The following is a 21,459-nucleotide window of genomic DNA, read 5'->3' on the forward strand; positions in this document are numbered from 1 at the left end:
TATATGCACTAGGCGGTTGGGGACGTCGCTCCTAGCGTGGGTCACATGACGACAACAGGGGGTACATCCGTGCCGGCAGAAACTCGTGCCGCTCTCTCTGCTGCGACGGCGACAGCAGGTCAGCGGGCCTCCGGCATCGCCATGATGCTCACCAGCTCAGCATCCAATCAGACCGGCGCAGCCCTGGGCGCCCTCGCGTTCCCCATCATCGGTCCGGTCGGCGTAGTCGCAATCCGCCAGTTCGTCACTGCCCTCGTTCTAGTTCCGCTGGTGCGGCCGCGATTTCGGAGCCTCTCCCGGGCACAGTGGCACTCGATCATCGGTCTCACGGTGGTGTTCAGCGTGATGAACCTCGCCCTATACGCAGCAATCGAGCGGATCGGATTGGGGCTCGCGGTCACATTGGAGTTCTTGGGGCCGCTCGCCGTGGCGGTCGCCAGCTCGCGACGGGCCGTAGACATCGGATGCGCCACCCTCGCCGGAGTCGGTGTCGTCGTACTTACCAACCCCGGCCCCACGACTGACGTCATGGGCATCGCACTTGCTCTCATCGCCGCCGCGGCTTGGGGATGCTACATACTGCTCAACCGCAGCATCGGTCAACGACTGCCCGGATTGCAGGGTACAGCTCTTGCCAGCGCTATTACCGCGGCTTTCTGGCTGCCCCTCGCCGCGGCCTGGTTCATCACGCACCCGCCGACGGTCGCTGCTCTGCTGCTTGCAACTGCGTGCGGAGTTTTGTCTTCCGTGGCACCCTACGTCGCAGATCTACAAGCGTTGCGCAGGATTCCGGTGTCCATGTTCGCCACCTTCACCAGCATCAACCCTGTCTGGGCCGCCTTCGCCGGGATGCTGATCCTGCACCAGACGCTCGGCGTCAACGAATGGATCGGAATCGGGCTGATCGTGGTCAGCAACGTTGTCGTCTCCGGTCGAGGGTTGGGCACGCCAAGGACTGCTGCGAAAGGCAGGAGACGAGGATGACGTCAAGCCACCGAGACGGACGAACCGGTGAGTCGGTGCTCTGGTCCGTATGATCTGGGCTCACACGACGGCCGTGAAACTCGCACGACGTTACGTTGAAGACATCCCCGGGTCCACGTACGCTTCCAGCCCAACCGAGGTGCCGGATCACGGCGAAACGAGAGTTCGCGACCAATCGGCATGCGGTCGATCTGCCATGCTCGACATGTGCCAGATCAACGGTCCATCTCCGAAAAGTCGCAAGACCGCAGAAACGAACGTTCGCTTCAGAAATCCGCCGACTCTGCCACGGCGACCGCTAATGCCGTGAAGGACATGATCAAGCTCAGTCGGGAGCAGCTGAAGCTGTCGGCTGCGCAAGTCGAGTTGACGGGCGCCGCTCGGGCAGATGCTGAACGCTCAGAGCGTTTCACACGATGGATGACGTGGGGCTCTCTCACGGTAGCGATCGCTTCCCTTGGAGTTGCGGTCGTCGCGCTCTCAATCTGATGGTCACTCTGAGTGCAGCGGTATTGACCCGCTCCTTCCGGGAGCGCGTCAGTACGCATTCAGCCAACTTCCGCCATCGCTACCCCGTGGCGTTCACTCTCCGCCGTGGCTGTGACCACGCCGCCTTCGCTCGTGCTGCGGATGACTGCGAACGTGCGTCCCTGGTAGGTCGAGTGTGTGTCGTCCACAAAGCTCTCCTCCGTCGCGGGCGCAGCGCTGCCGAAGGCGATGAGCTCCGCAGGTCAGTCGATTCGCACTGAGATTTTGTCCCGCGCTGCGCTGTCAACGGTTCCCGAATCGTCGGCGAGTTCGAGCCATATGAACGCGATCTCGTCGTCTGCCCGCTCAGGCTCCTCGACACGCAACGTCAACCGATTCTCGCTGACCGACCGCAGCTGCGAGCGACCAGTCTCGGCGCCGTTGCGGTAGCCGATGGCGACCAGTTCGCCTGGCTCGTATTCGGCGGTGAATCGTGTGATGAATCCCACGCGGCGGCCTACGCGACGTCGACCGAGTGATCGCCCGTTGAGGCGCAGTTCGACCTGTCCGGCACGATCCAACGGATGGACGGCGATCGCCGGCGCAGCCAGCCGGCCCCACGCCGCCTGCGCCAGATATACGGGCGCTCCGGGCTGCCCGGTGATGTCGAACGCACCCGATCCTGCGAGCAACGCCGGGTAAGGCTTGTTGAGGCCGCCTGCTTCCTGGCCGTACGACCAGGTGCCAATACCGGATTCACCGAGATAGTCCCAGCCGGTCCACATGAAGTCACCGCACAAGCACTGCTCTGGATCCTCACCCTGACCCTGCTGATCAGCTGCATCCGACAAGACCTCCGAAACCGCACGCAACGCAACCACCGAGCACGTTGGCCGCGGACAACTCCCGCCCGGTTCCTCCGCTCAGGTTGCGGTGGGGCCAATCGCACTCGCATCAACGGCGCCAGCACTGATGCCTTTAAGTTCGACAAGGATCGTGTGGGTGGGTGTCGCCCCGGTGTTCTCGCCGGCGTGACGTTGCGCCGGAAGCCACACTGCCTGGTTAGCACTGAGTTCGACGTCGCGATCTCCGGCCGCGGTGCTGAGCCGCCGCTGGAAGCTGGTGAGCGTAATCATCACGCTGTTCGGATGCACGTGAGGGGTGGTGCTCTCACCAGGCAGGTCTGAATAGTCCAGCACACGGACATGTTCATTCTCGAAAATTGTGCGGTAGTGCTCTGGGTTGGACCTCACCGGGTCTTCGTTGACCATGCCGGTAAGCGTACTCTCACGTCTGAATTTAGGCTCGATGGAATCTGTGCTGGAGAGGCCAGAGAAGCACAGCATGTGCCCGTGGTTGCCCGCGCTGTGCTGAACGAATGAGGGCCAACGGGCGATCGGTGCGAGACCGTGGCGTGTAGCAAAATCCGGTCACATATTCAGTGAGATAGGGCTCCCGCTGCACGATCTCTTCCTTGAACCTCAGAGCAACGGAAGCCCACGAACGGCGGGTGAGCAACTCCCCAGCGCCCCCAAAACGCCGCTCTATGCGGAAGAATACGCCGCAACATTTGCGAAGTCCAGAGGCGTCCGCCGATGGTGCACAACGTCGGGGGCCGTTGCTGGGGACGCACCACCGGCGGGCTCATGTAGCTTCAGCTTTTGGCCCCGCGGGGCGGCAAGTGTGGGATCGGAATAGGGCGGGTTGAGCGATTCACCTCATATAACCGCCGAACCTCGTCCAGCACCTCGAATGCCGTCGAATGCTCTTTCGCCAGAGGCGCCTCCCGCACCCATACAACCTCCACACGCGTCGCATCAAGTTCGTGAACACACGCGACTGTGTACAACGGATCGCTTGGCTGATAACGGTGGTCCAGGATCCACCATTCAACATCCGATACCTTGCACAACTCGAACCGTGACTCGGCCGCCGCGTTCATCGCAACCTCCAACCAGTCAGACCGATTCAGGCTGATGAGTCGCGTCGCGCGGTGGGCGGGCACAGGGCGGACGAAAGCCCGAGAAGGGCTTACCCGACCCGTTCGAGAGCACCATCACCCGTCAGCCGTCATTCAAAATTGTACGCCGATGCGTGCGTGTCGTCGATGGACGCAGGCGGCATCTGCCACGTAGCGACCCATTCTTGAGTCAGACAAGGGAACGGTGAGAGACCGAGGGAAAATGTCCCTCCGTCTCCTCGCGGCGCACGAAGATGAAAGGTCGCGTGAACAGGGCTTTGATACGCGGCCGCAAGACGAATCGGAGGCCTTCTGCGCACACTTCCGTGGGCAATTTGACGCAAACTGTGGGCGCGGATCCCAACTCTGGCACTGCCACGTCGTCGACAGCATTCTGCGTTCAGACCAGTCTCGCGTGCCGCAATTGGTAGCGCTAGAGGTAAGGCCGTTCGGGTGACGTCCCAGGGGTGGCGGAGCGGCGATATTCGCCTCGCGTGTGGCGTGCCCGTGTGTTGCGACCGAGACGGCCGCACGCCACCCACAACGGTGCGGATGGGTGAGGTCGAGCATGGTACTTGCGTTACTGTGTGACTCTATGTAATGTGTGCGGCATGGTAGATCGCGGGACGCAGCTCGGTCGGCTTGAGCAGGACCTCCGCAAGGGTGTCCTGGTGCTGGCCGTGCTCTCCCAGCTGCGCACCCCGCAGTACGGCTACTCCCTACGGCAAGAACTTGCCCAGCGCGGGATGCCTATCGAGGAGGGAACGCTCTACCCTCTACTGCGGCGGTTGGAGACTCAGGGGCTACTCGCGTCGCAATGGCAGACGGATGACGGGCCTCCCCGCCGCTATTACGAGCTCAGCACGCTCGGCGCGGGGCTGTTCCAAGACCTGACCTCCGCATGGGGGTCGCTGGCGTCGGTGATGGACCGGCTCCTGACCGAGGAGGACTGAAGTGGATCCCAACGCCATCATCGACAGCTACGTGGCCGACGTCGTACGGCACCTTCCGCGACGCCAGCGCGCCGACGTCGCCCTCGAACTCCGCTCGCTGCTCGACGAGGAGCTAAATGGTCGAGCAGCGGATGCCGGTCGCCCAGCCGACTCCACACTCGCCATGGAACTGCTCACAACCTTCGGCACACCCCGGGACGTAGCGGACCGCTATCGACCCGCCGGCTTCACGATCATCCGTCCCTCCGACGCCCCCCGATTCACCTGGATCGCACTCGGTGGCGTCGCGCTGATCTGGGCGATCACTCTGCCAGCCATCATGCTCGGCGTCATCCCCGTCCTCGGCTGGGACTACGGCGCAAACGCCTGGTGGGGCCGCCTCACCGTCTGGTGGCTCGGCCCCGGCATCGGCGCCCTCTGGTGGCCCGGCGTGGTGATCACCTTCACACTCATCGGCGCGCTGGTCACACACCGCCGCGAGTCCGGGCCGAAGACCTGGACTCCTACCCCGCCCCGAATGATCGACCGCGACCTGGTCAGTCGCCCAGGCACGGTCGTTGGAATCGCGGCCGGGGTGCTTGGCGCCGCCCTCGTCATCGCCCTCCCCTGGCTTCCCTCCTGGGCGCCCGGGCTCCCAAAACCCGCCATCGAAGCCCTCGCACTCGACCCCGAGTTCCTGCAGTGGCGAGCGCCCTGGGTGCTTCTCTTGTGGGCGGCGGAGCTGGTCCTGTACGTGCTCGTGCTCATCGCAGGGCGATGGACTGTACCCACTCTGCGCGCCCGCAGCGTGCTGTCTCTGGCCGGGGCCAGCCTGCTGCTTTGGTGGTCTCTTGCGGGGCCGGTGTTCATTGCCCCAGTGACCGACAGCACAGCGAGGCTCCTCTTGGGACTGCTCGCCATATACCCAGCAATCGACGCGGTCGTCGCCTTCCGACGCAGTAGGTCAACGTCCCGAAGAAGACGCGCGTAGCAGTGTGTCTATCGGGTTCCGTTGATGGGGTCGGCAGGCCTGGTCGACGTCGGTCTCAATCATCCTCGATCCGTCTCGTTCGCGCTCGGTCGCCTCAATCGCGCGTGCTCCGCGAACAGGACCCATCCAAGGCAACGCCTGACCTGAACCGCCTCAGGGTTTGATGCACATTCTGTCGAGTTGAAAGCATGAGGACCGTTGTCGGTATGGTTCGCGCCACCGTGTGACGAAACTTTCGCGAGCCATTCTTGAGCCAGACAAGGGGTCGGTGAGAGACCGAGGGACAATGTCCCTCCGTCTCCGTCGCGCCTTAGCGAAATGCAACTGGTCAGCACTTTCACGCATGTTTGCCGGACGGGCCGGGCGCTCTTGGTCCACAATCCCGTGGGCAATCTGACGCAAACCGAGTGCAGAGCATTTAAGACATTGCTTCTGACCAGGGATTTTATGGCGGAGACGGAGGGATTTGAACCCTCGGTCCCCTTAAGAGGACTCCACCTTAGCAGGGTGGTGCACTAGGCCACTATGCGACGTCTCCAGGCATCCAGGCCAAAACTCGGATGCACTCAGCAAGCATAACCGTTCAGAGAGAGCGGAGCGAACCGACTACTCGAGCACAGACTGGGCATCCGCGAGCAGGCGCGCACTTGCTGTCGCCATATGCACCGCCATTGCAGATGCTGCAGCGTCGGCATCCTGCGCGCGGACCGCTTCAAGGACCGCCTCATGCTCAGCAACCGCACGCACAGCGTGCTCGCGATCATGCACGGCCCGATCTGCGTATACCTGCAGCAGCGACCGGACGACATGGACCTGATCTGTCAGCGTCTCGTTGCCTGCGGCTTCGGCCAGCGCATGATGAAAGTCCAGGTCGGCGCGCGCAAACGCAGCCAACTCGGTCACCGTCGCGCGCATCCGTTCGACGATTCGCTCCATCCGCTCGAGAATCGCCTCGTCCGCCCGCGTCGCCGCAAGGCGCGCAACGTAGATCTCTAGGCCTTCACGCAGCTCGAGCAACTGACCGGTGCGTCGCTCACCAATCAAGAGCCCCCACCTCAGCGTCTGCGGAAGAAGCTCGCTCGCCGCGCCTCGCAGATAGGTGCCGGATCCTGGGCGCACGTCCACGATTCCGAGAATCTCCAATGCCGCCAGGGCCTCACGCACCGCAGATCGCCCCACCGCAAGCGTCGCAGCGAGCTGCCTTTCGGGTGGCAGCCGCGTGCCAGAAGCGACAGACCCGCTGGTGAAAAGGTCCATCAGGCGTCGCGCGACCTCGGACACCGGGGTCCCTGACGGCAGCGAACCGAGGGCAGCTGTGATGTCGTCGACTCGATCACCGGGATATGCGGGCATGAAATCAACTTACTCTGATCGTGACGATTTGACTTGCAATTGGTCAACCGGTTTGCCAAACTAGCAGCATGATCGGCCTCGGCACCTACGCCTACTTCTGGCAGCATTCCGAACGAGCACCGGAGCCACTGAACCTCATCGGCGCATTTGAGGACACTCGCGCTCAGGGTGTCGATCTGTTCCAGATCTGCGACTACGCACCACTGGAGCAGATGAACGACGCCGAGCTGCACGACGCCGCCCGCGCCGGCCGCGACCTCGGCCTTACCATCGAGCTGGGCACGAAGGGCATCGCACCCGAGCACTTGAACCGCTACTTGAAACTCGCGGAGTTCTTCGATGCGCACCTTGTGCGCAGCATGCTCTACGGTCCGGATTCGCACCCCAGCCTCGCCGAGGCCGAGACCTGGCTGCGCCACGCGCTGGCGGCATACGAATCCGCGGGCGTCACGCTCGCGCTGGAGACCTACGAACAGCTCGCCACGACGGATCTCATCGGGGTCATCGAACGCGTCGGAAGTGACCGGCTCGGGATCTGCCTGGACCCCGCGAACGTCACGGCCAGACTCGAATCTCCGCGCACCTGCATCGAACAGACAGCGGCGCTCACCAAGAACGTGCACGTGAAGGACTTCGCCTTCGCCCGCCAGCCGGGCTGGGTCGGCTTCACCTACAGCGGGGCGCAGATGGGCACCGGCCTGCACGATTACGCCCACCTGCTCGCGACTGTGCGCCCCCGCGAACGCGGCATCAACGAGATCATCGAACACTGGTTGCCCTGGCAGGACGATGCTGCGACAACGATACGAACCGAGCGGGAATGGACCCGCACCACCCTGGACTACCTGAGGAGCACACTATGAGCGACAACTACAAGATCGCCGTCATCGGCGCGGGCGGCAAGATGGGCATGCGCGTGTCCAACAACCTCGTGAAGACCGACCACACCGTCTGGTATGTGGAGAACTCCCCCGCCGGACAGCAGCGCACCCTCGACGCAGGCCGCGAGCTGACGGATGCCTCGGTAGCGGTTGCCGACGCCCACATCGTCGTGCTCGCCGTCCCCGACCTGGCGCTCGGCCCTGTGACCGCAGACCTCGTCCCCCAGCTACGCGCAGGCGCGATCGTGCTGACACTCGACCCTGCCGCCGCATATGCCGGGCTCCTCACCACCCGCGAGGACATCATCCAGGCGGTCGCCCACCCGTGTCACCCGTCGATCTTCCTGCAGCGCGAGACCCCGGAGCAGTGGGCTGACACCTTCGGTGGCATCGCCGCGCCACAAGATGCCATTGCCGCAGTAGAGTCGGATGACCCGACCAAGAAGGCCATCGTCGAGGCCACAGTGCGAGCGATCTACGCGCCCGTCATCGATGTGCACTGGGTCACGATCAAGCAGCTCGCGCAGCTCGAGCCGACCCTCGTGGAGACAATCGCCTGCATGATCGGCGCACTCCTCAGCGAGGCTCTGCAGGAGACCGTGAACACTATGGGCGTGCCGGAGGCAGCTGCGCGTAGCATCCTCTACGGCCACACGCAGGTGGCCCTCGCAAACGGTCTGCGCGGCGACAACCCGTTCTCTGACGCGTGCCTCATCGCGATGGACTACGGCCGCGAGAGCATCATCAAGGATGATTGGAAGAAGATCTTCCGCGATGATGAGCTCGACAAGAACCTCGCCCGCATGCTCCACCTCGACGAAATCACCCGCTGAGATGACACGACTTCAGGGAAAGACCGCGCTGGTCACCGGCTCCGGCTCCGGGATCGGTCGCGCTGTCGCCGAGCGTTTCGCACGCGAAGGCGCACGCGTGATCATCGCCGATCGTGATGCGGATGCCGCATCTTTGGTCGCTGCATCCATCGGTGAATCCGCCCGCGCCGCGGTGATGGACATTTCGGATGAGACATCCGTCGAGTCTGCCTTCGTCGAGCTCACCGGGGCGGGCTGGAGCCCGAGCGTCGTCGTCGCGAACGCCGGCGTGCAGCTCTTCGGCCAGGATGCCAAGATCGCAGATCTGGATCTCGATGTCTGGCGACGCACGATCGACATCAACCTGACGGGCACGTTTCTGACGGTGAAGCACTCGGTGCGGGCGATGCTGGCCGCAGGCGGCGGTTCGATCATCCTCACCGGCAGCCCGACCGGACTCAACGGAGAAGGGCAGGACTTCACGGCCTACTCGGCATCGAAGGCGGGCATCCACGGGCTCACGCGCACTGTCGCCGCCGCATATGCCGCAGACGGCATTCGCGTGAACACGGTGGTTCCTGCGTACACCGAAACCGGGCTGGTCTCGACGATCTCCGAAGACCCTGAGTCTCGTGCCGCGATCGTCGGGCGAATCCCCCTGGGCCGTGCAGGAACACCAACCGATGTCGAAGGCATCATGGTGTTCCTCGCAAGCGCCGACGGAGAGTTCGCGACCGGCGCGCTGTTCGCGGTCGACGGTGGAATGACGAACCTCTGACGATCGGGCGATTGCGATGACGTGGTGGCGGACGGATGCCGCGCCCTGGCGTGCGCACGGCTGGAGCATCGAGGTGCGCGGCGACGAGCTCGCCGACATCCGGCGGGATGGGCGGCTGGTGCTGCGCGGCGTGCGCGCCGTCGTACGCGACCATGGCTGGAACACCGTGCCGGTCGTCGTCGAGTCGTTCACGACCTCCCCTGAAGGGCTCGAGTTCCGGCTGCGCCACGACGGACTCGGCGCTCGTGTCACCGCGCTTCTGCGGGTCGACGTCCGCGACGACGAGCTGACCGTCTCGTGGGATGCCGTCAACGAGTTGGGATTCGACACCTGCCGCGCCGGACTCGTCGTGCTGCATCCGGCGATGACTGCGGGGTCGGCGGTGACGGTCACCCACTCGGACGGTTCCTCGGAGCAGACGATGCTGCCCGTCGCGATCAGCGGCCACCAGCCGATTATGGACATTCGCGAGCTGCGGATCGGCTCGACCGCCTCGACCACGCTTAGGTTCGACGGCGAAGTGTTCGAGATGGAGGACCAACGAAACTGGTCCGACGCGTCGTTCAAGACGTACAGCCGACCACTCTCGCTGCCGTACCCGTACCGCCTGGAAGCCGGCGAGCATGTCCGGCAATCGATCAGTATTCGGGTCGACGGCATGGCGCCCAGAGGCACCACGTCCGGTGCGGATCTCGTCATCGGCCTGCACCCGGCCGGCGCGTTCCCGCAGATCGGAATCGAGGCCTGCACTGCCCCGGACCCGGTCCCCGCAGTCACGATCGGTGGGTTCCGCGTGGTGGAGCTGGACCTCACCACCCCTAACTGGCCCGCGGCGCTGACCAGAGCGTCGGCCGACCGGCGTCCGATCGACGTTCGCCTCGTGACCGACGGCGAAGCCGGGCTTCTCGAACAAGCGGCGCGCTCGCTCCGGGATCACGACGTGCAGCGAGTGACGCCGTTCGACGCCACGATGCACGTGAGCAACCGAGCCGTCGTCGAGGCTACTCGTACCGCGCTCGCCTCTGCGGGTCTTTCTGTGCCGATCCTGGGCGGGGCGCGCTCGCACTTCACCGAGCTCAACCGCGAGCAGCACCAGGTGCCGCGCGACGTGGACGGTATTGCCGTGAACACCACGCCGCTGTTCCATTCCCTGGACACCGAGCAGCTCGTCGAGGCTCTCCCGATGCAGCGGCTCATCGCCGAGCAGACCGTGCGGATCGCTGACGGCTTACCGGTGCACATCGGCCCGGTCTCGTTGCGCCCGCGCTTCAACAACGTCGCGACCAGCCCGAAGCCGGCGCCGACCCGTGGCGAACTCTCCGAGGGGTACGGCGCACAGTTCACCGGGGCGGCCGACGAACGGCAACGCGCCGCGGAGCTGGCCGCGTGGGTGGTCGCGAGTGCGGCGGCCCTGGCCGCGCCCGGGGTGGCGAGCCTCTCTTGGTTCGAGACGTTCGGGCCGCGTGGACTGCGCGACGCAGACGTCGCCTTCCCGGTCGCGGCGGCGATCGAGTCGCTCATCTCGCTCGCCGGTGGCACCCTGCTGACCGGCAGCAGTCCGGATGGACTCGTCTGGGCGATCGGATCACGCAGTTCGGACGAGGACATCGTGCTCGTCGCGAACCTCGATCAAGTGACGAGGAAGTTCGGCGTGCAGGTGACGGGCGGAGCGACACAGGACGTCGTCGTCGAACCCGGCAGCTGGACACGCTTGAGCGCCACCCGCTGACCCCGACAAACGTTCCCCGTGTGGTCGCGAGTACTACGACGCGCGGCGGCGGTTCCTTGGACGCAGCCGGGCTGGCGGAAGCGGCGGTGCCGGCACCTGCTCCCCGACCGTGTTGACGAGTTCGCCGATGCCTTCGATAACCATCCGCACCTCGTCGCCCTCCTGCAGCGGAGGCGGGGTGAGGGCCTGGTTGCGGCCCCAGAGCTCGCCGAGGCATCCGCCGTTACCGACTGTCCCCGAGCCGAGCACATCGCCGGGCACGACGCGCGAGTTGCGCGAGGCGTAGGCAACGAACTCCGGAAATGGCCAACCGGCGTTCGATAGCAGGTCCTCGCCGATCAGCTCGCCGTTGACGTACACCTCGGCGCGGAGCGCCAGGAAACCGTCATCATCGAGATACGGCGCCACCTCGTCGGCGGTGACGATCCACGGGCCCAGCGTCGTGCCGAAGTCCTTGCCCTTTGCCGGCCCCAGACGCACCTTCATCTCGCGGGCTTGGAGGTCACGCGCTGACCAGTCGTTCATGATCGTGTAGCCGAAGATGACGGATACCGCGGACTGCGCGTCGAGGTTCGACTCCCCCGCTTGTGCATCGGCGCCGATGACGATCGCGAGTTCGAGCTCGAAGTCGAGCTTCTCGGTGACCGGCGGACGCAGCACGTCTCCAGGACCCGAGATTGTGTGCGGGTTCGTGAAGTAGAACGTCGGTGCGTCGTACCACTCCGCGGCGACGTCGCTCTTGCCCTCGACCCCGGCGCTCACTCCTTCGACGTGCTCCTCGAACGCGACGAAGTCCCGCACCGAGGCTGGCACAACCGGTGCGAGCAGGCGCACGTCGGCCAGCGGCTCACCGGCGCTCTCGACCCGCTCAAACAGGGAGTGAGCCTCGGCGAGACCGCGCCGCAGCACGTCGGTGACAGTGAGACCGTCGGGAAACGGCACCACCCTGTCAGCAATGATGAAACCCTCGCTGACGCCCTGTCCGCTCTCCCAGCGAGCGATCCTCATGCCTGCACCCTCGCTGTCAGCAGGTCGGCGGCGTTCCCGGCCAGGATGCGCTCGGCGATCTCGGCGGAAAGCCCTGCGTCCTGCACGAACGCCACCGGGTCGTCGAGCCCCATGTCGAACGGGAAGTCGCTGCCGAGAACCACCCGGTCGGCGCCGGCGACATCGATCAGCTGCCGGAGTGATGTGGGACTGTGCACGACCGTGTCGAACCAGAGCTTCTTCAGATACGTCGATGGCGCCTCGGCGCAGCGCTGCGCCTCGGGCCGTACGGCCCAAGCCCGGTCGGAGCGGCCGATCGCGAATGGCAGGTAGCCTCCGCCGTGCGCCGCGATGATCTTCAGCTCCGGATGCCGATCGAGCACACCCGCGAAGATAAGGTGCGAAAGTGCCACCGCGTTCTCAGTCGGTTGCCCGACCGTGTTGGCCAGGTAGAAGCGGTCGAGCCGCTCATCCAGGCTGCAGCCGAACGGATGCAGGAAGAGCACGCAACCGAGTTCGGCGGCACGCGCCCAGAACGGCTCGAGCCGCTCGTCCGAAAGCTCGACATCGCCGGCGAACGACGATATCTCCACTCCGGCCAGTCCCCGCCCGAGCACGGCATCATCGAGGCACTCCACGATTCGCTCCGGATGCTGCAGCGGGACGAGTCCGAGCCCGACGAGGCGATCCGGGGCCTGCGCCACGTGCTCGGCCACGAGCCTGTTCGCCTCGTTCGAAGCCCACACCGCGAGGCCCTCCGGCGCCCACGGATAGAAGTGGTTTGGCGACGCGCTCACCCACTGCACCTGGACACCCTGCTGGTCCATCGCGGCGAGCCGTTCGGTGACCGAAGTGAGTTTCGGGATGCGGGCGCCGACCATGGGGCCGGACACAGCTGCGCTCTCCGCACCGTTGCGCTTCAGCTCAAGCGCAGCGGCCTCTGCGACCAGCTCTGGCACTCGCGCCTCCACCGCCGCCTGGATCGACGGCAGTAGGAGATGGGCGTGCACATCCGTCACGCGGACGCTCATGCCGGTGCCGCCATCTGCTTCGCGATCCCAAAGATCAACCCACCAGCGTCGGCGTCGCGGTCGCCGTCGATCTGCCACTGCGCGAGCTGCGAAGACGCCTCAACAACAGCCGTCGCCCGGGGGATCCTGCGGCTGTGGAACTCGTCCCACAGCGCCTCGTTGATAGCATCTGCCGCGACCAGAAGCTCGGTGAGGACGACGGCATCCTCCAGCCCCTGCGCGGCGCCCTGCGCGATCGTCGGAGGGCAGGAATGCGCGGCGTCGCCGATGATCACGACGCGTCCGCGGTTCCAGGGTGCGTCGACGATGTGCCGCGTGAACCAGGTGTAGTTCGCGTGCGCGCCCTTCTCCAGGTCGGTGCGGATAGAGTCCCACGGGCCTGCATAGGCCCGAGATTCCTCGAGCATGATGCGCGTGGCATCCTCGTCGGAATGGCTGAATCGGTCCTGCGCCTTCTCGACCAGGAACGCATACATCGAGTCCTCGCCAGTGGGCGTGTAGCCGGCGATGTACACCGGTCCGCCGTAGTACAGCTCACTGCGCTCGACCTCGGCCGGACGTGACACGAAAGTGCGCCAGATGCCCATGCCGTTCGGCTCGGGCTTCGTCTCGATCCCGATGAGTCCGCGAACGGTCGAGTGCAGACCGTCAGCGCCGATCAGCAGGTCGTATGCTCCGGCGGATCCGCCATCCACGAACACCTCGACGGAGTCCGGTGCGCTCGCGTCGATTCCGGTGACCTTCGCGCCGAAGACGAGGTTGACGCCCGCCGCCTGCGCGTGGGCGAGCAGGATGCGCGCCAGTTCGGCACGCGGCATCCCCATCGCGGCCGGGTACTCGGGGCCTCCGGTCTTCACGTCGGGAAGCGATGCGACGATCGGTGCGTCGGGTCCGGGAGCTCGGAGGTTCAGTCCCTCGAACGGGTAGCCTGCCTCCCTGATGTCGTCCCAGGCACCAATCGCGTCGAAGCAGCGCAGTGCGTTCCCCTGCAGGGAGATGCCCGAACCGAGGGCGCTCAAATCGGGTTTGGCTTCGAAGACGTCGACCTCGACGCCCGCTTTCGCCAGCTGGATCGCTGCGGCGAGTCCTGCGACGCCGCTGCCGGCGATCGCGACCTTGGATACTGCGGTCATGTCAGAACCTCCTTGTTCTGGTGTGGTGCATCGGAAAGCTAGAGAAGGGCGATGGGATTGATCGGAGAGCCGACCGCACCCGTGATGGGCAGGGGCGGGGCGGAGAGCAGGAACTCCCAGCGGCCGAGCTCTCCGCAGGTCGCGGCGAGCTCGTCGAGGTTCCACATCTCGCCGATCGTGAGTCCCATGTTCGGGATCACGACCTGGTGCAGCGGCTGGAAGGCCGGCGCGTCAAACTCGTTCGGGCGCACCTCGAAGCCCCAGGTGTCGGTCGCGATAGCGGCGATCTCGGTGCGATGCAGCCAGCCGGCAGTGGTGAGTGAAAGGCCGGGTGCGGGTCCGCCTGCATAGTCGCCCCAACCGTCGCGGCGGGTGCGCGCGTACTGACCTGTGCGGACGAGGACGATGTCGCCGCGGCCGATGCGGGCGGAGTCGCCCTGCGCTGCGGCAGTCGCCTCGAGGTCGGCGACGGTGATCGCGTGGCCGTCGTCGAGCTCGCCCGTCTCGGGGTGCAGATGCCGGCCGACATCGAGCAGCACACCGCGGGAGATGACGACGGATGCCGCATGCTCAATGCCTGTGATGAGGTCGCCCTCACTTGTGACGACGTCGCCCGCGCGCCGACCGTTCCAGGCGTTCCCGTGGTCGAAGATGTGGCCGAGACCGTCCCACTGGGTCGAGCACTGCAACGGCATGGCGATCACGTCATCCGCGCCGCCGATCCCGTGCGGGAAGCCCTGGTTGCCGCGTTCGGCATCTGTGCCGGTGTCGGTCATCGTGTGCACCGGGTTGGTGCGTCGGCGCCAACCCTTTTGCGGACCGTCTGTGTCGAAGGGCTGCGAGAGCGAGATCGCCCGGCCGTCGCGGACCAGGCTCGCGGCCTGCACGCGCTTGGCCGCGTCGATGAAGTTCAGCGTGCCGAGCGCGTCGTGCTCGCCCCAACGGCCCCAGTTGCGGAATGACTCGGCGCGGAGGGCGATCTCCGCCTCTGGATCCTGGCGGTCGAGGTCGGCGGGGTTCTCGGACGGACCGGTCATGACGCCTCCTCCGCGACGCAGCGGATGACCTGGGTGCCGAGGTTGCCAATCGTCCCTGTCATGACGTCGCCGTCGCGCAGGAACCTCTTCCAGTGCTGACCATTGCCCGCGGGACTTCCGGTCAGCAGCAGGTCGCCCGGCAGCAGCGGCATGTTCTGCGAGGCCGCCGAGATCAGTGCGGGGATGTCAAAGAGCAGGTCGGTGGTGGAGGCGTCCTGCATCACCTGTCCATTCAATTCGAGTCGCACCGCCGCATTGCTAGCATCCACGAACTCGGCCGGCACCAAGAAGGGACCAGTGGGCAGGAAGCCGGGGGCGTTCTTGCCGCGGTACCAGTCGGTGCCGATGTCTTTCATGTCCTCGCGGAATACGAGGTCACGCGTGGTGACGTCGTTGACCATGGTGTAGCCGGCCACGTGCTCGAGGGCATCCTCGCGAGTCACCCGAAATGCCTCCCGACCGATCACTACGGCCAGCTCCAGCTCCCAGTCATGCACCTCGCTGTAGCCCGGCAGCACGAGCGGTACGTCGTCGCCGACGACGCACGCGGGCAGGCCGATGAAGAAGTAGGGCTCACCGTTCACGGCCCGATCGTCCATCAGCTTGGCCGCGAACTCGCGAGCTTCTTCGATTGTGCGACCGCTGTTCTTCGACACTCCGGCGGCGACCAGCTCGATCACGTGCTGACGGTAGTTCGCTCCGGTCTGCAGCACCTGGCGCGGCTCGACCGGCGCGGTCAGCACGACCTCGTCCAGCGGACGCCAGGCGCCGTCAGCACTTTCGGCGAGCGCGCCGAGGCGATCCCAGTCGGGGGCGGCGAGGAATGCGTTCAGCCCGGCTGCGCCGAGGTCCTCGTCATCCAGCGGTCGGATGCGGTCTCCCGCTACCAGCCCGAGACGCGCAGAAGCGCCGTCCCGGTAGCGGGCCAGCGCGAAGGGTGCCGTGGTGGTCGTCATCGATCCTTCTCCAGTTTCGTTTCTCAGTCTGTGTCATGAGGGTGGGAGGAGGGGCGCGGCATCACCGCACCCCTCCTGTCCACTCAGCCCTAGCCGTGCTGGGTGTACGGGTTCAGCAGCAGGTCTTTGATCTCGTCGGGCACGCCTTCTTCGGTCGCGGATGGTCCGTCAGCTGGCGGGAACGACTCGGTCATCGACATCGGCATGGAGCCGTTGCGATAGAAGTTGCTCGATCCCTGCGACGGGCGCCAGGTCTGGGCATCCCAGTCCGGAACGTAGTTGCGGTAGCCGCCGGTGTTCACTTCGATACGCATCGTCGACGGCTCGCGGTAGTACAAGAACGTCTGCTCACCGATGCCGTGGATGTTCGGTCCGTATTCGATCGGGGTGCCATTTTCCATGAGCGTATCCGCGGCGATGAGTAGCTCCTCGCGGGTGTCGACCCAGAACGCGTAGTGATTGATGCGCCCTGCGAGGCTGGAGCTGTCGAGGACGATACCGAGGTCGTGTGACTTTTCGTTCGTGGTGAGCACGGAGAACACCGAGATCGGTGCCTCGTCCAGAACCGTGCGGGCCATGAACCGGAAACCGAGCACGTCGACGTACCACTGGACGAAGCCGTCAACGTCACTCGCCGCGATGGTGACATGGTCGAGTTGGCGCGGTGCGCCCGCGACGGTCGAGCGCTTCTCCGGACGGTCGGGATAGATGGATGCCGTGTCACCCTGCGCCTGGTGACGGGTGACGTCCCAGTGCAGGGTCATGCTGTGGCCGTAGGGCCCGGTGAAGCGGTACGCCCGGCCGATCTTGTAGCCGTCGAACCACTCGCCCTGGATGCCGGCAGCCTCGATGCGCTTCGCGGCCTCTTCGAGCGCCTCGGCGCTGGTCGTGCGCCACGCCATGGTCTCGAGGGCGGGCTCTGCGCCTTCGACGACAACAACTGAGTACGAGTAGTAGTCGCCCCAGCAGCGCAAGTACACGCGATCGTCCTCTCGAGCGACCTCGGTGAGGCCGACCTGAGTCTTGTAGAACTCGACCGACGCCTCGACGTCAGGCGTCGTGATCGCCACATAGGAGAGATGGGAGAGCAGTTTAATCATCGTTGATTCCTTCTGAGGTGGGCTCGTCGTGTTCCTACTCTGCGCCGAGCTGCAAGTATCAGGGAATCCGAATTCAGCTATCTCCGGTATCAGTGCGACTGATACGATCGGCCTCAGCTCACCGACGAGCCCTTATCCACCTGAGGAAGACCCTGCCCGTGTCTGATCAACCGCTGCTCTCCCGCCTTGACCTGAACCTGCTCGTGTCTTTGGACGCACTGCTCACCGAGCGCAGCGTCACCAGGGCAGCAGAGCGACTGCATCTCAGCCAGCCCGCTCTCAGCGCCTCGCTCGCACGACTGCGTACGCACTTCGACGATCCGATCCTCGCCCGCCGCGGGAACTCCTACGAGCTGACCCCGCTTGCCATCCGGCTCACGGACCACACCACCACGGCGCTCGAAGCCGCCAGGCGAGTGTTCGAGAGCCAGGCGGCGTGGAATCCGGAGCTGTCGACACGAGAGTTCGCCATCTACGGGTCGGACTATTCCTTCGTGACCGTCGGGCGACGCGTCAGTCTGCTGGCCAGACAGCAAGCGCCCGGGGTGCGCTTCCGGTTCATGCTGCACAGTCCGGCAGTCGTGGAGGATGCCGCGACGAGGCTGCGCTCGGCGGACGCGATGCTCATCCCGCATGGCTTCCTCAGCGATCTGCCGTACGCCGACCTCTGGCAGGACCACTGGGTGGGGATCACAAGCACGCACGACACGACGATCGGCGAGCGGGCCACGATGGCCGATCTCTCTGCGCGTCCCTGGGTCTTCACCTATCAGTCCCGCGAGGCGTTCACCTCGGCGAGTCGCCAGATCCAGCAGCTTGGCATCGAGCCGAGATTCGAGGCCGTCGTGGAGAGCTTCCTCGCCCTGGCGTATTTCATCGAGGGCACCGATCGACTCGGTCTGGTGCAGGCGTCTGTCGCACCCGCTCTCGAGCGCTCCGCTGGCGTGCGTACCTTCGCCCTGCCCTTCGACGCGACCCCGGTGCTCAACGCCGTGTGGTGGCATCCTGTGCACGATCGCGATCCCGAGCACCAGTGGATGCGCGGGCTTTTCGTGCAGGCTGCGGCGGAACTCGGAGACGCGCACTAGTTGCCGAGAGGCCGAATCGCGCTCCGGCCTCTCGGTTCAGCTCGGTTCAGCTCGGTTCATTTCACCCGAACGCCTCCGCCGTGGCGTATCCCTTGCCGTTGTACTTCTGCACGACAACGTCAGACACGGCGGGCTTGCCGTCGACCGTGGTGTCGATTACCGATCCCTCGAGCATGAATGGCGCCTCGTATCCCTTGATGCTCATGAGCGCCTCCATGAAGCTCTCGCGCGTCGGCTCCTTCATCTGGCTGAACGCCTGCTCAAGGGTCGCCGCGCCAATCCAGCTCCACACGCAGTGCGGGAACGCAGGGACGCCCTCCTGATCGGTGTATTCGCCGATCGCGGCGAGGAACTCCTTCCCCTCTTCGCTCTCCTGGAACGTCGGGCTCGCCGCCGACTCCGAGAAGGCGACGGTGTAGATGCCGGGGAAGACATCGGCGTGCACGTCCGGCTGCTGCAGGATGCCGCCGGGGCTCGACGTGTTCGACGGCAGGAACCAGCTGGGCGTCCAGCCGAGTTCCTCGGTCTTCTTCAGCGCGGAGATGACCAAGGGTGTGATCGACATCGCGTTGAAGAACACGTCCGCGTCGCTGGCGGCGAGTTCGATGATCTGCGCGTCCACCGAGGTGTCGGTCGCCTCGTAGGTGAGCTCTTTGACGACCTCGATGTTGTCCGCGCCGTCGATGGCCTCCATGAACCCCTCGACGTAGCCGTCGCCGTAGTCGTCGTTCTGCGACAGGACGGCGACCTTGTGCTCTTCAGCCGAGGCGGCGAGCAGTTCGCCGAATGCGGCGCCCTCCTGCTGGTAGATCGGGACCAAGCCGATCTGTTCGGGGCTCGCTTCGCGGTCACTGAAGATCGGGTCCCCCGTCTGCACCAGCACCTGCGGGACGCCCTCATCGATGGCCGCCTCACGCCAGGCGCGGTTTGTCGGTGTGCCGAGCCCGAGTCCCACGGCGAAGACGCCGTCAGACACCATCTGCTGGAAGTTCGCCAGGGCCTTCTGCGGATCGTAGGTGTCGTCGTACGCCTTGATCTCGACGGTGCGGGTCTTTCCGTCGCCGAACTCGATGCCGCCCTCGGCGTTCTTGACGCCGAAGTAGGCGAGTGCCCCGTCGACCGTGCAGTTGCCGGGGCCGGCGACCGCACCGCTCAGGGGGCTGGTGATGCCCAGCGTGATGCTGTCGTCGGTGATGCCCGGGCTGGCTTCGGCCGATCCTTCACCAGGATCGTCGTCGCCCCCGCCTCCGCGGGCGCACCCCGTTGCGAGGACGGCGACGATGCCGATCCCTGCGATGACCGAGGCTGTTCGCCTCTTGCTGCTGAACGTTCTCATGTGTCCTGCCTCTTTCTTTCAGATAGCGCGGTTCGGGTGGGATCGGGTGATGCGGCATCCCGCCCTCGTCTTCGTCGACGCCAGAGCCGGGGAAGCGAGACCAGACCGCCGGGGAGGACGAACAGGATCACGAGGAGGATGATGCCTTGCATCACTGCCGTGAGACTCGAATCGACGGCATTGGTCAGTTGCGGTGCCAGCACGTAGTACGCGCCGCCCAACAGCGAGCCGAGAATGCTGCCCGCGCCGCCGATCACCATGGAGGCCAGCAGTGTGATCGAATGCCCAAAACTCATCGTCTCGGGCGAGGTGTACTGCACGACGACCATGTAAAGGAAGCCGCTGACGCCGCCGATGAGAGACGCGATCGTGAACGCGAGCACCTTGTAGCGATATGGCGAGATGCCCATCGATGATGCGACGGCCTCGTTGCCCTTCACGATCGCGAACGCCCGGCCATACTTTCCCCGCATCAGGTTGCGAGTCAGCACGAACACAACCCCAGCGATAGCGAACACGATGTACAGCTGCCACTGATCATCCGCCAGGCCCGACCAGTCCGGTGCGCCCGAGAACCGCGCCGATGTGCCCTGCGAACCCCCGGTGAACTCCGCGAGTCGTTTGGCGAGCGGGACGCCGACAATGGGCAGCGCGATCGTGACCATCGCGATCGCCAGTCCGCTCAGCCGTGCGGCGGCCAGCGCAATGAGCAGGCCGACTACCGCAGGCACGAGCGCGGCGAGGACCAAAACGAGTGCGATGTTCCAGCCAGCGTTCACGCCGTAAGCGGTGACATATGCGCCGAGGCCGACGAAGAAGATCTGCCCGAGCGAGACCTGACCGGTATAGCCCATGACCACGTTGAGTCCCAGCACCGCGACGGCGAAGACGCCAATGCGGGCGAGCGTCTGGTTGACGAAGATCGGGAGGATGAGCGGAGCAATCAGCAGAAGCAGGACGAGCAGCAGCACGCCGACCCAGCGCACCCACGGCCTGCTCATGAATTCCTTCGCCGACGCCATCACACGCGCACCACGTCTTTCCGGCCGAAAAGGCCTTGCGGGCGCACGATGAGCACCACGAAGATCAGGATGAACGGCACCGCGACCTTCAGGTCGTAGCCGATGAAGGGCACGTAGACCGCGGCCAGGTTCTCCAAGACGCCGATCAGCCATGCGGCGATCACCACGCCGACCGGACTCGACAGACCACCGAGGATGACCGCGGCGAGAGCGTAGACCAAAGCCGAATCCATCATCCCCGGAGTGAGCGTGAGCGATGGGGCGATCAGCGCGCCGGCGATCGCCCCGAGTCCTGCCGCCAGCCCCCAGCCGACCATCAGCAGCCTTCCGACCGGCAGCCCCGAGAACGAAGCCGACTGCGGGTTGACTGCCACTGCACGCAGCGCCAAGCCGAGCTTGGTGCCGACGAAAAGCAGCTGCAGCAGGATCATGATGCCGACGATCACGAGCGTCGTGCCGACGGAGCGGATACTGAGTACCGCGCCGAGGAAACTGATGTTCTCCACGGGGAACAGCGACGGGAACTGCAGGTTGTTGAAGCTCCAGATGTACCCGCACAACCCCGTGATCAACATCAGCAGCCCGATCGTCACCACCACCGCGGTGTCGGGGTCGCCCTGTTCGAATCGGCGCATCAGGAAGCGTTCGATGATCGCACCGAGAGCGCAGGACACGAGAATCGAGAGGAGGATCGCGAGGATCAGCGGCAGCCCCCACTGAAGAAACGCATAGGCGAAATACGCGGCGAGGACCGCCATGCCACCCTGGGCGAAGTTGATGAGACCGGTCGCCTGGTTCACGAGCACGATCGCCAGTGCCAGCGCCGCGTAGATCGAGCCGGCGGAGAGGCCGTCGACCACGAGTTGAATGAAGGTGCCCAC

The 21,459-nt window shown here is 65.2% G+C and carries 22 protein-coding genes and 1 tRNA gene; 9 read left to right on the plus strand and 14 right to left on the minus strand.

The features are described 5' to 3' along the window. Positions 1–45 precede the first annotated feature (45 nt). Positions 46–984 (plus strand): EamA family transporter, encoded by a 939-nt coding sequence (locus tag AC1C2Q_RS06130; RefSeq protein ID WP_495449392.1) that lies wholly within the window; start codon positions 46–48, stop codon positions 982–984. A 306-nt stretch (positions 985–1,290) separates the two neighbouring features. Next, complete coding sequence (locus AC1C2Q_RS06135; RefSeq protein ID WP_495449393.1) at positions 1,291–1,473, plus strand: hypothetical protein; 183 nt, start codon at positions 1,291–1,293, stop codon at positions 1,471–1,473. Between the two features lie 59 nt (positions 1,474–1,532). Here the strand turns inward: AC1C2Q_RS06135 and AC1C2Q_RS06140 are convergent, their stop codons facing one another. The 3 genes from AC1C2Q_RS06140 to AC1C2Q_RS06150 all read right to left on the minus strand — a co-directional run bounded on the left by AC1C2Q_RS06140 (position 1,533) and on the right by AC1C2Q_RS06150 (position 2,723). After that, the gene (locus AC1C2Q_RS06140; protein ID WP_495431714.1) at positions 1,533–1,703 is read right to left on the minus strand and encodes a hypothetical protein; all 171 of its coding nucleotides are present in this window, start codon (positions 1,701–1,703) and stop codon (positions 1,533–1,535) included. Positions 1,704–1,715: 12 nt separating this feature from the next. Beyond that, positions 1,716–2,303, minus strand: a complete 588-nt coding sequence (locus AC1C2Q_RS06145; RefSeq protein ID WP_495449394.1) for a DUF4982 domain-containing protein — start codon at positions 2,301–2,303, stop codon at positions 1,716–1,718. Positions 2,304–2,375: 72 nt separating this feature from the next. Beyond that, a complete protein-coding gene (locus tag AC1C2Q_RS06150) occupies positions 2,376–2,723 on the minus strand; it encodes a cupin domain-containing protein (RefSeq protein WP_495430196.1) in 348 nt (115 codons plus the stop codon). Positions 2,724–4,023: 1,300 nt separating this feature from the next. Here AC1C2Q_RS06150 and AC1C2Q_RS06155 point away from each other — a divergent pair. After that, complete coding sequence (locus tag AC1C2Q_RS06155) at positions 4,024–4,365, plus strand: PadR family transcriptional regulator (RefSeq protein ID WP_495430197.1); 342 nt, start codon at positions 4,024–4,026, stop codon at positions 4,363–4,365. A 1-nt stretch (position 4,366) separates the two neighbouring features. Continuing rightward, a complete protein-coding gene (locus AC1C2Q_RS06160) occupies positions 4,367–5,335 on the plus strand; it encodes an HAAS signaling domain-containing protein (protein ID WP_495449395.1) in 969 nt (322 codons plus the stop codon). A 448-nt stretch (positions 5,336–5,783) separates the two neighbouring features. On the opposite strand, the gene AC1C2Q_RS06165 is transcribed toward AC1C2Q_RS06160, so the two are convergent. Then, positions 5,784–5,873: transfer RNA gene (locus AC1C2Q_RS06165), tRNA-Ser, on the minus strand. Between the two features lie 68 nt (positions 5,874–5,941). Then, the gene (locus tag AC1C2Q_RS06170) at positions 5,942–6,688 is read right to left on the minus strand and encodes a FadR/GntR family transcriptional regulator (protein WP_495430199.1); all 747 of its coding nucleotides are present in this window, start codon (positions 6,686–6,688) and stop codon (positions 5,942–5,944) included. Between the two features lie 68 nt (positions 6,689–6,756). Here AC1C2Q_RS06170 and AC1C2Q_RS06175 point away from each other — a divergent pair, with 68 nt between their 5' ends. The 4 genes from AC1C2Q_RS06175 to AC1C2Q_RS06190 are packed head-to-tail and all read left to right on the plus strand — an operon-like array spanning position 6,757 to position 10,888. After that, positions 6,757–7,551: a sugar phosphate isomerase/epimerase family protein gene (locus AC1C2Q_RS06175; RefSeq protein WP_495449396.1), complete on the plus strand. Its 795-nt coding sequence runs from the start codon at positions 6,757–6,759 to the stop codon at positions 7,549–7,551. After that, entirely contained in the window at positions 7,548–8,402 is an 855-nt protein-coding gene (locus tag AC1C2Q_RS06180) for a phosphogluconate dehydrogenase C-terminal domain-containing protein (RefSeq protein WP_495449397.1), read from the plus strand. The genes AC1C2Q_RS06175 and AC1C2Q_RS06180 overlap by 4 nt, the downstream gene beginning before the upstream one ends. Position 8,403: 1 nt before the next feature. Continuing rightward, positions 8,404–9,159: an SDR family NAD(P)-dependent oxidoreductase gene (locus AC1C2Q_RS06185; protein WP_495449398.1), complete on the plus strand. Its 756-nt coding sequence runs from the start codon at positions 8,404–8,406 to the stop codon at positions 9,157–9,159. Between the two features lie 16 nt (positions 9,160–9,175). Continuing rightward, the gene (locus tag AC1C2Q_RS06190; protein ID WP_495449399.1) at positions 9,176–10,888 is read left to right on the plus strand and encodes a D-apionate lactonase family protein; all 1,713 of its coding nucleotides are present in this window, start codon (positions 9,176–9,178) and stop codon (positions 10,886–10,888) included. A 33-nt stretch (positions 10,889–10,921) separates the two neighbouring features. Here the strand turns inward: AC1C2Q_RS06190 and AC1C2Q_RS06195 are convergent, their stop codons facing one another. From AC1C2Q_RS06195 to AC1C2Q_RS06220, 6 genes are all read right to left on the minus strand, one after another. Continuing rightward, positions 10,922–11,896 (minus strand): fumarylacetoacetate hydrolase family protein, encoded by a 975-nt coding sequence (locus AC1C2Q_RS06195; RefSeq protein ID WP_495449401.1) that lies wholly within the window; start codon positions 11,894–11,896, stop codon positions 10,922–10,924. After that, on the minus strand, positions 11,893–12,906 hold the full coding sequence (locus AC1C2Q_RS06200; RefSeq protein WP_495430206.1) for an amidohydrolase family protein: 1,014 nt from the start codon (positions 12,904–12,906) through the stop codon (positions 11,893–11,895). The genes AC1C2Q_RS06195 and AC1C2Q_RS06200 overlap by 4 nt, the downstream gene beginning before the upstream one ends. Next, positions 12,903–14,039 carry an FAD-dependent monooxygenase gene (locus AC1C2Q_RS06205; RefSeq protein WP_495449402.1) on the minus strand — a complete coding sequence of 379 codons (1,137 nt, stop codon included), beginning with the start codon at positions 14,037–14,039 and terminating at the stop codon, positions 12,903–12,905. Before AC1C2Q_RS06205 ends, AC1C2Q_RS06200 begins: the two co-directional genes overlap by 4 nt. 38 nt (positions 14,040–14,077) lie before the next feature. Next, positions 14,078–15,076, minus strand: a complete 999-nt coding sequence (locus AC1C2Q_RS06210) for a cyclase family protein (protein WP_495449403.1) — start codon at positions 15,074–15,076, stop codon at positions 14,078–14,080. Then, positions 15,073–16,032 carry a fumarylacetoacetate hydrolase family protein gene (locus tag AC1C2Q_RS06215; RefSeq protein ID WP_495449404.1) on the minus strand — a complete coding sequence of 320 codons (960 nt, stop codon included), beginning with the start codon at positions 16,030–16,032 and terminating at the stop codon, positions 15,073–15,075. The genes AC1C2Q_RS06210 and AC1C2Q_RS06215 overlap by 4 nt, the downstream gene beginning before the upstream one ends. A gap of 89 nt (positions 16,033–16,121) precedes the next feature. Continuing rightward, entirely contained in the window at positions 16,122–17,132 is a 1,011-nt protein-coding gene (locus tag AC1C2Q_RS06220) for a VOC family protein (RefSeq protein WP_495449405.1), read from the minus strand. A 158-nt stretch (positions 17,133–17,290) separates the two neighbouring features. On the opposite strand from AC1C2Q_RS06220, the gene AC1C2Q_RS06225 reads away from it, so the two are divergent. Beyond that, positions 17,291–18,220: a LysR family transcriptional regulator gene (locus AC1C2Q_RS06225; RefSeq protein WP_495430211.1), complete on the plus strand. Its 930-nt coding sequence runs from the start codon at positions 17,291–17,293 to the stop codon at positions 18,218–18,220. 61 nt (positions 18,221–18,281) lie between these two features. Here the strand turns inward: AC1C2Q_RS06225 and AC1C2Q_RS06230 are convergent, their stop codons facing one another. From AC1C2Q_RS06230 to AC1C2Q_RS06240, 3 genes are read right to left on the minus strand one after another with little or no spacing between them, the layout of a single operon-like run. Further along, on the minus strand, positions 18,282–19,556 hold the full coding sequence (locus tag AC1C2Q_RS06230; RefSeq protein WP_495449406.1) for an ABC transporter substrate-binding protein: 1,275 nt from the start codon (positions 19,554–19,556) through the stop codon (positions 18,282–18,284). Continuing rightward, the gene (locus AC1C2Q_RS06235) at positions 19,553–20,557 is read right to left on the minus strand and encodes a branched-chain amino acid ABC transporter permease (RefSeq protein WP_495449407.1); all 1,005 of its coding nucleotides are present in this window, start codon (positions 20,555–20,557) and stop codon (positions 19,553–19,555) included. Before AC1C2Q_RS06235 ends, AC1C2Q_RS06230 begins: the two co-directional genes overlap by 4 nt. A gap of 20 nt (positions 20,558–20,577) precedes the next feature. After that, positions 20,578–21,459, minus strand: coding sequence for a branched-chain amino acid ABC transporter permease (locus AC1C2Q_RS06240; protein ID WP_495430214.1), 882 nt, complete (start codon positions 21,457–21,459; stop codon positions 20,578–20,580).

It is taken from the genome of Microbacterium sp. Y356, assembly GCF_059445355.1.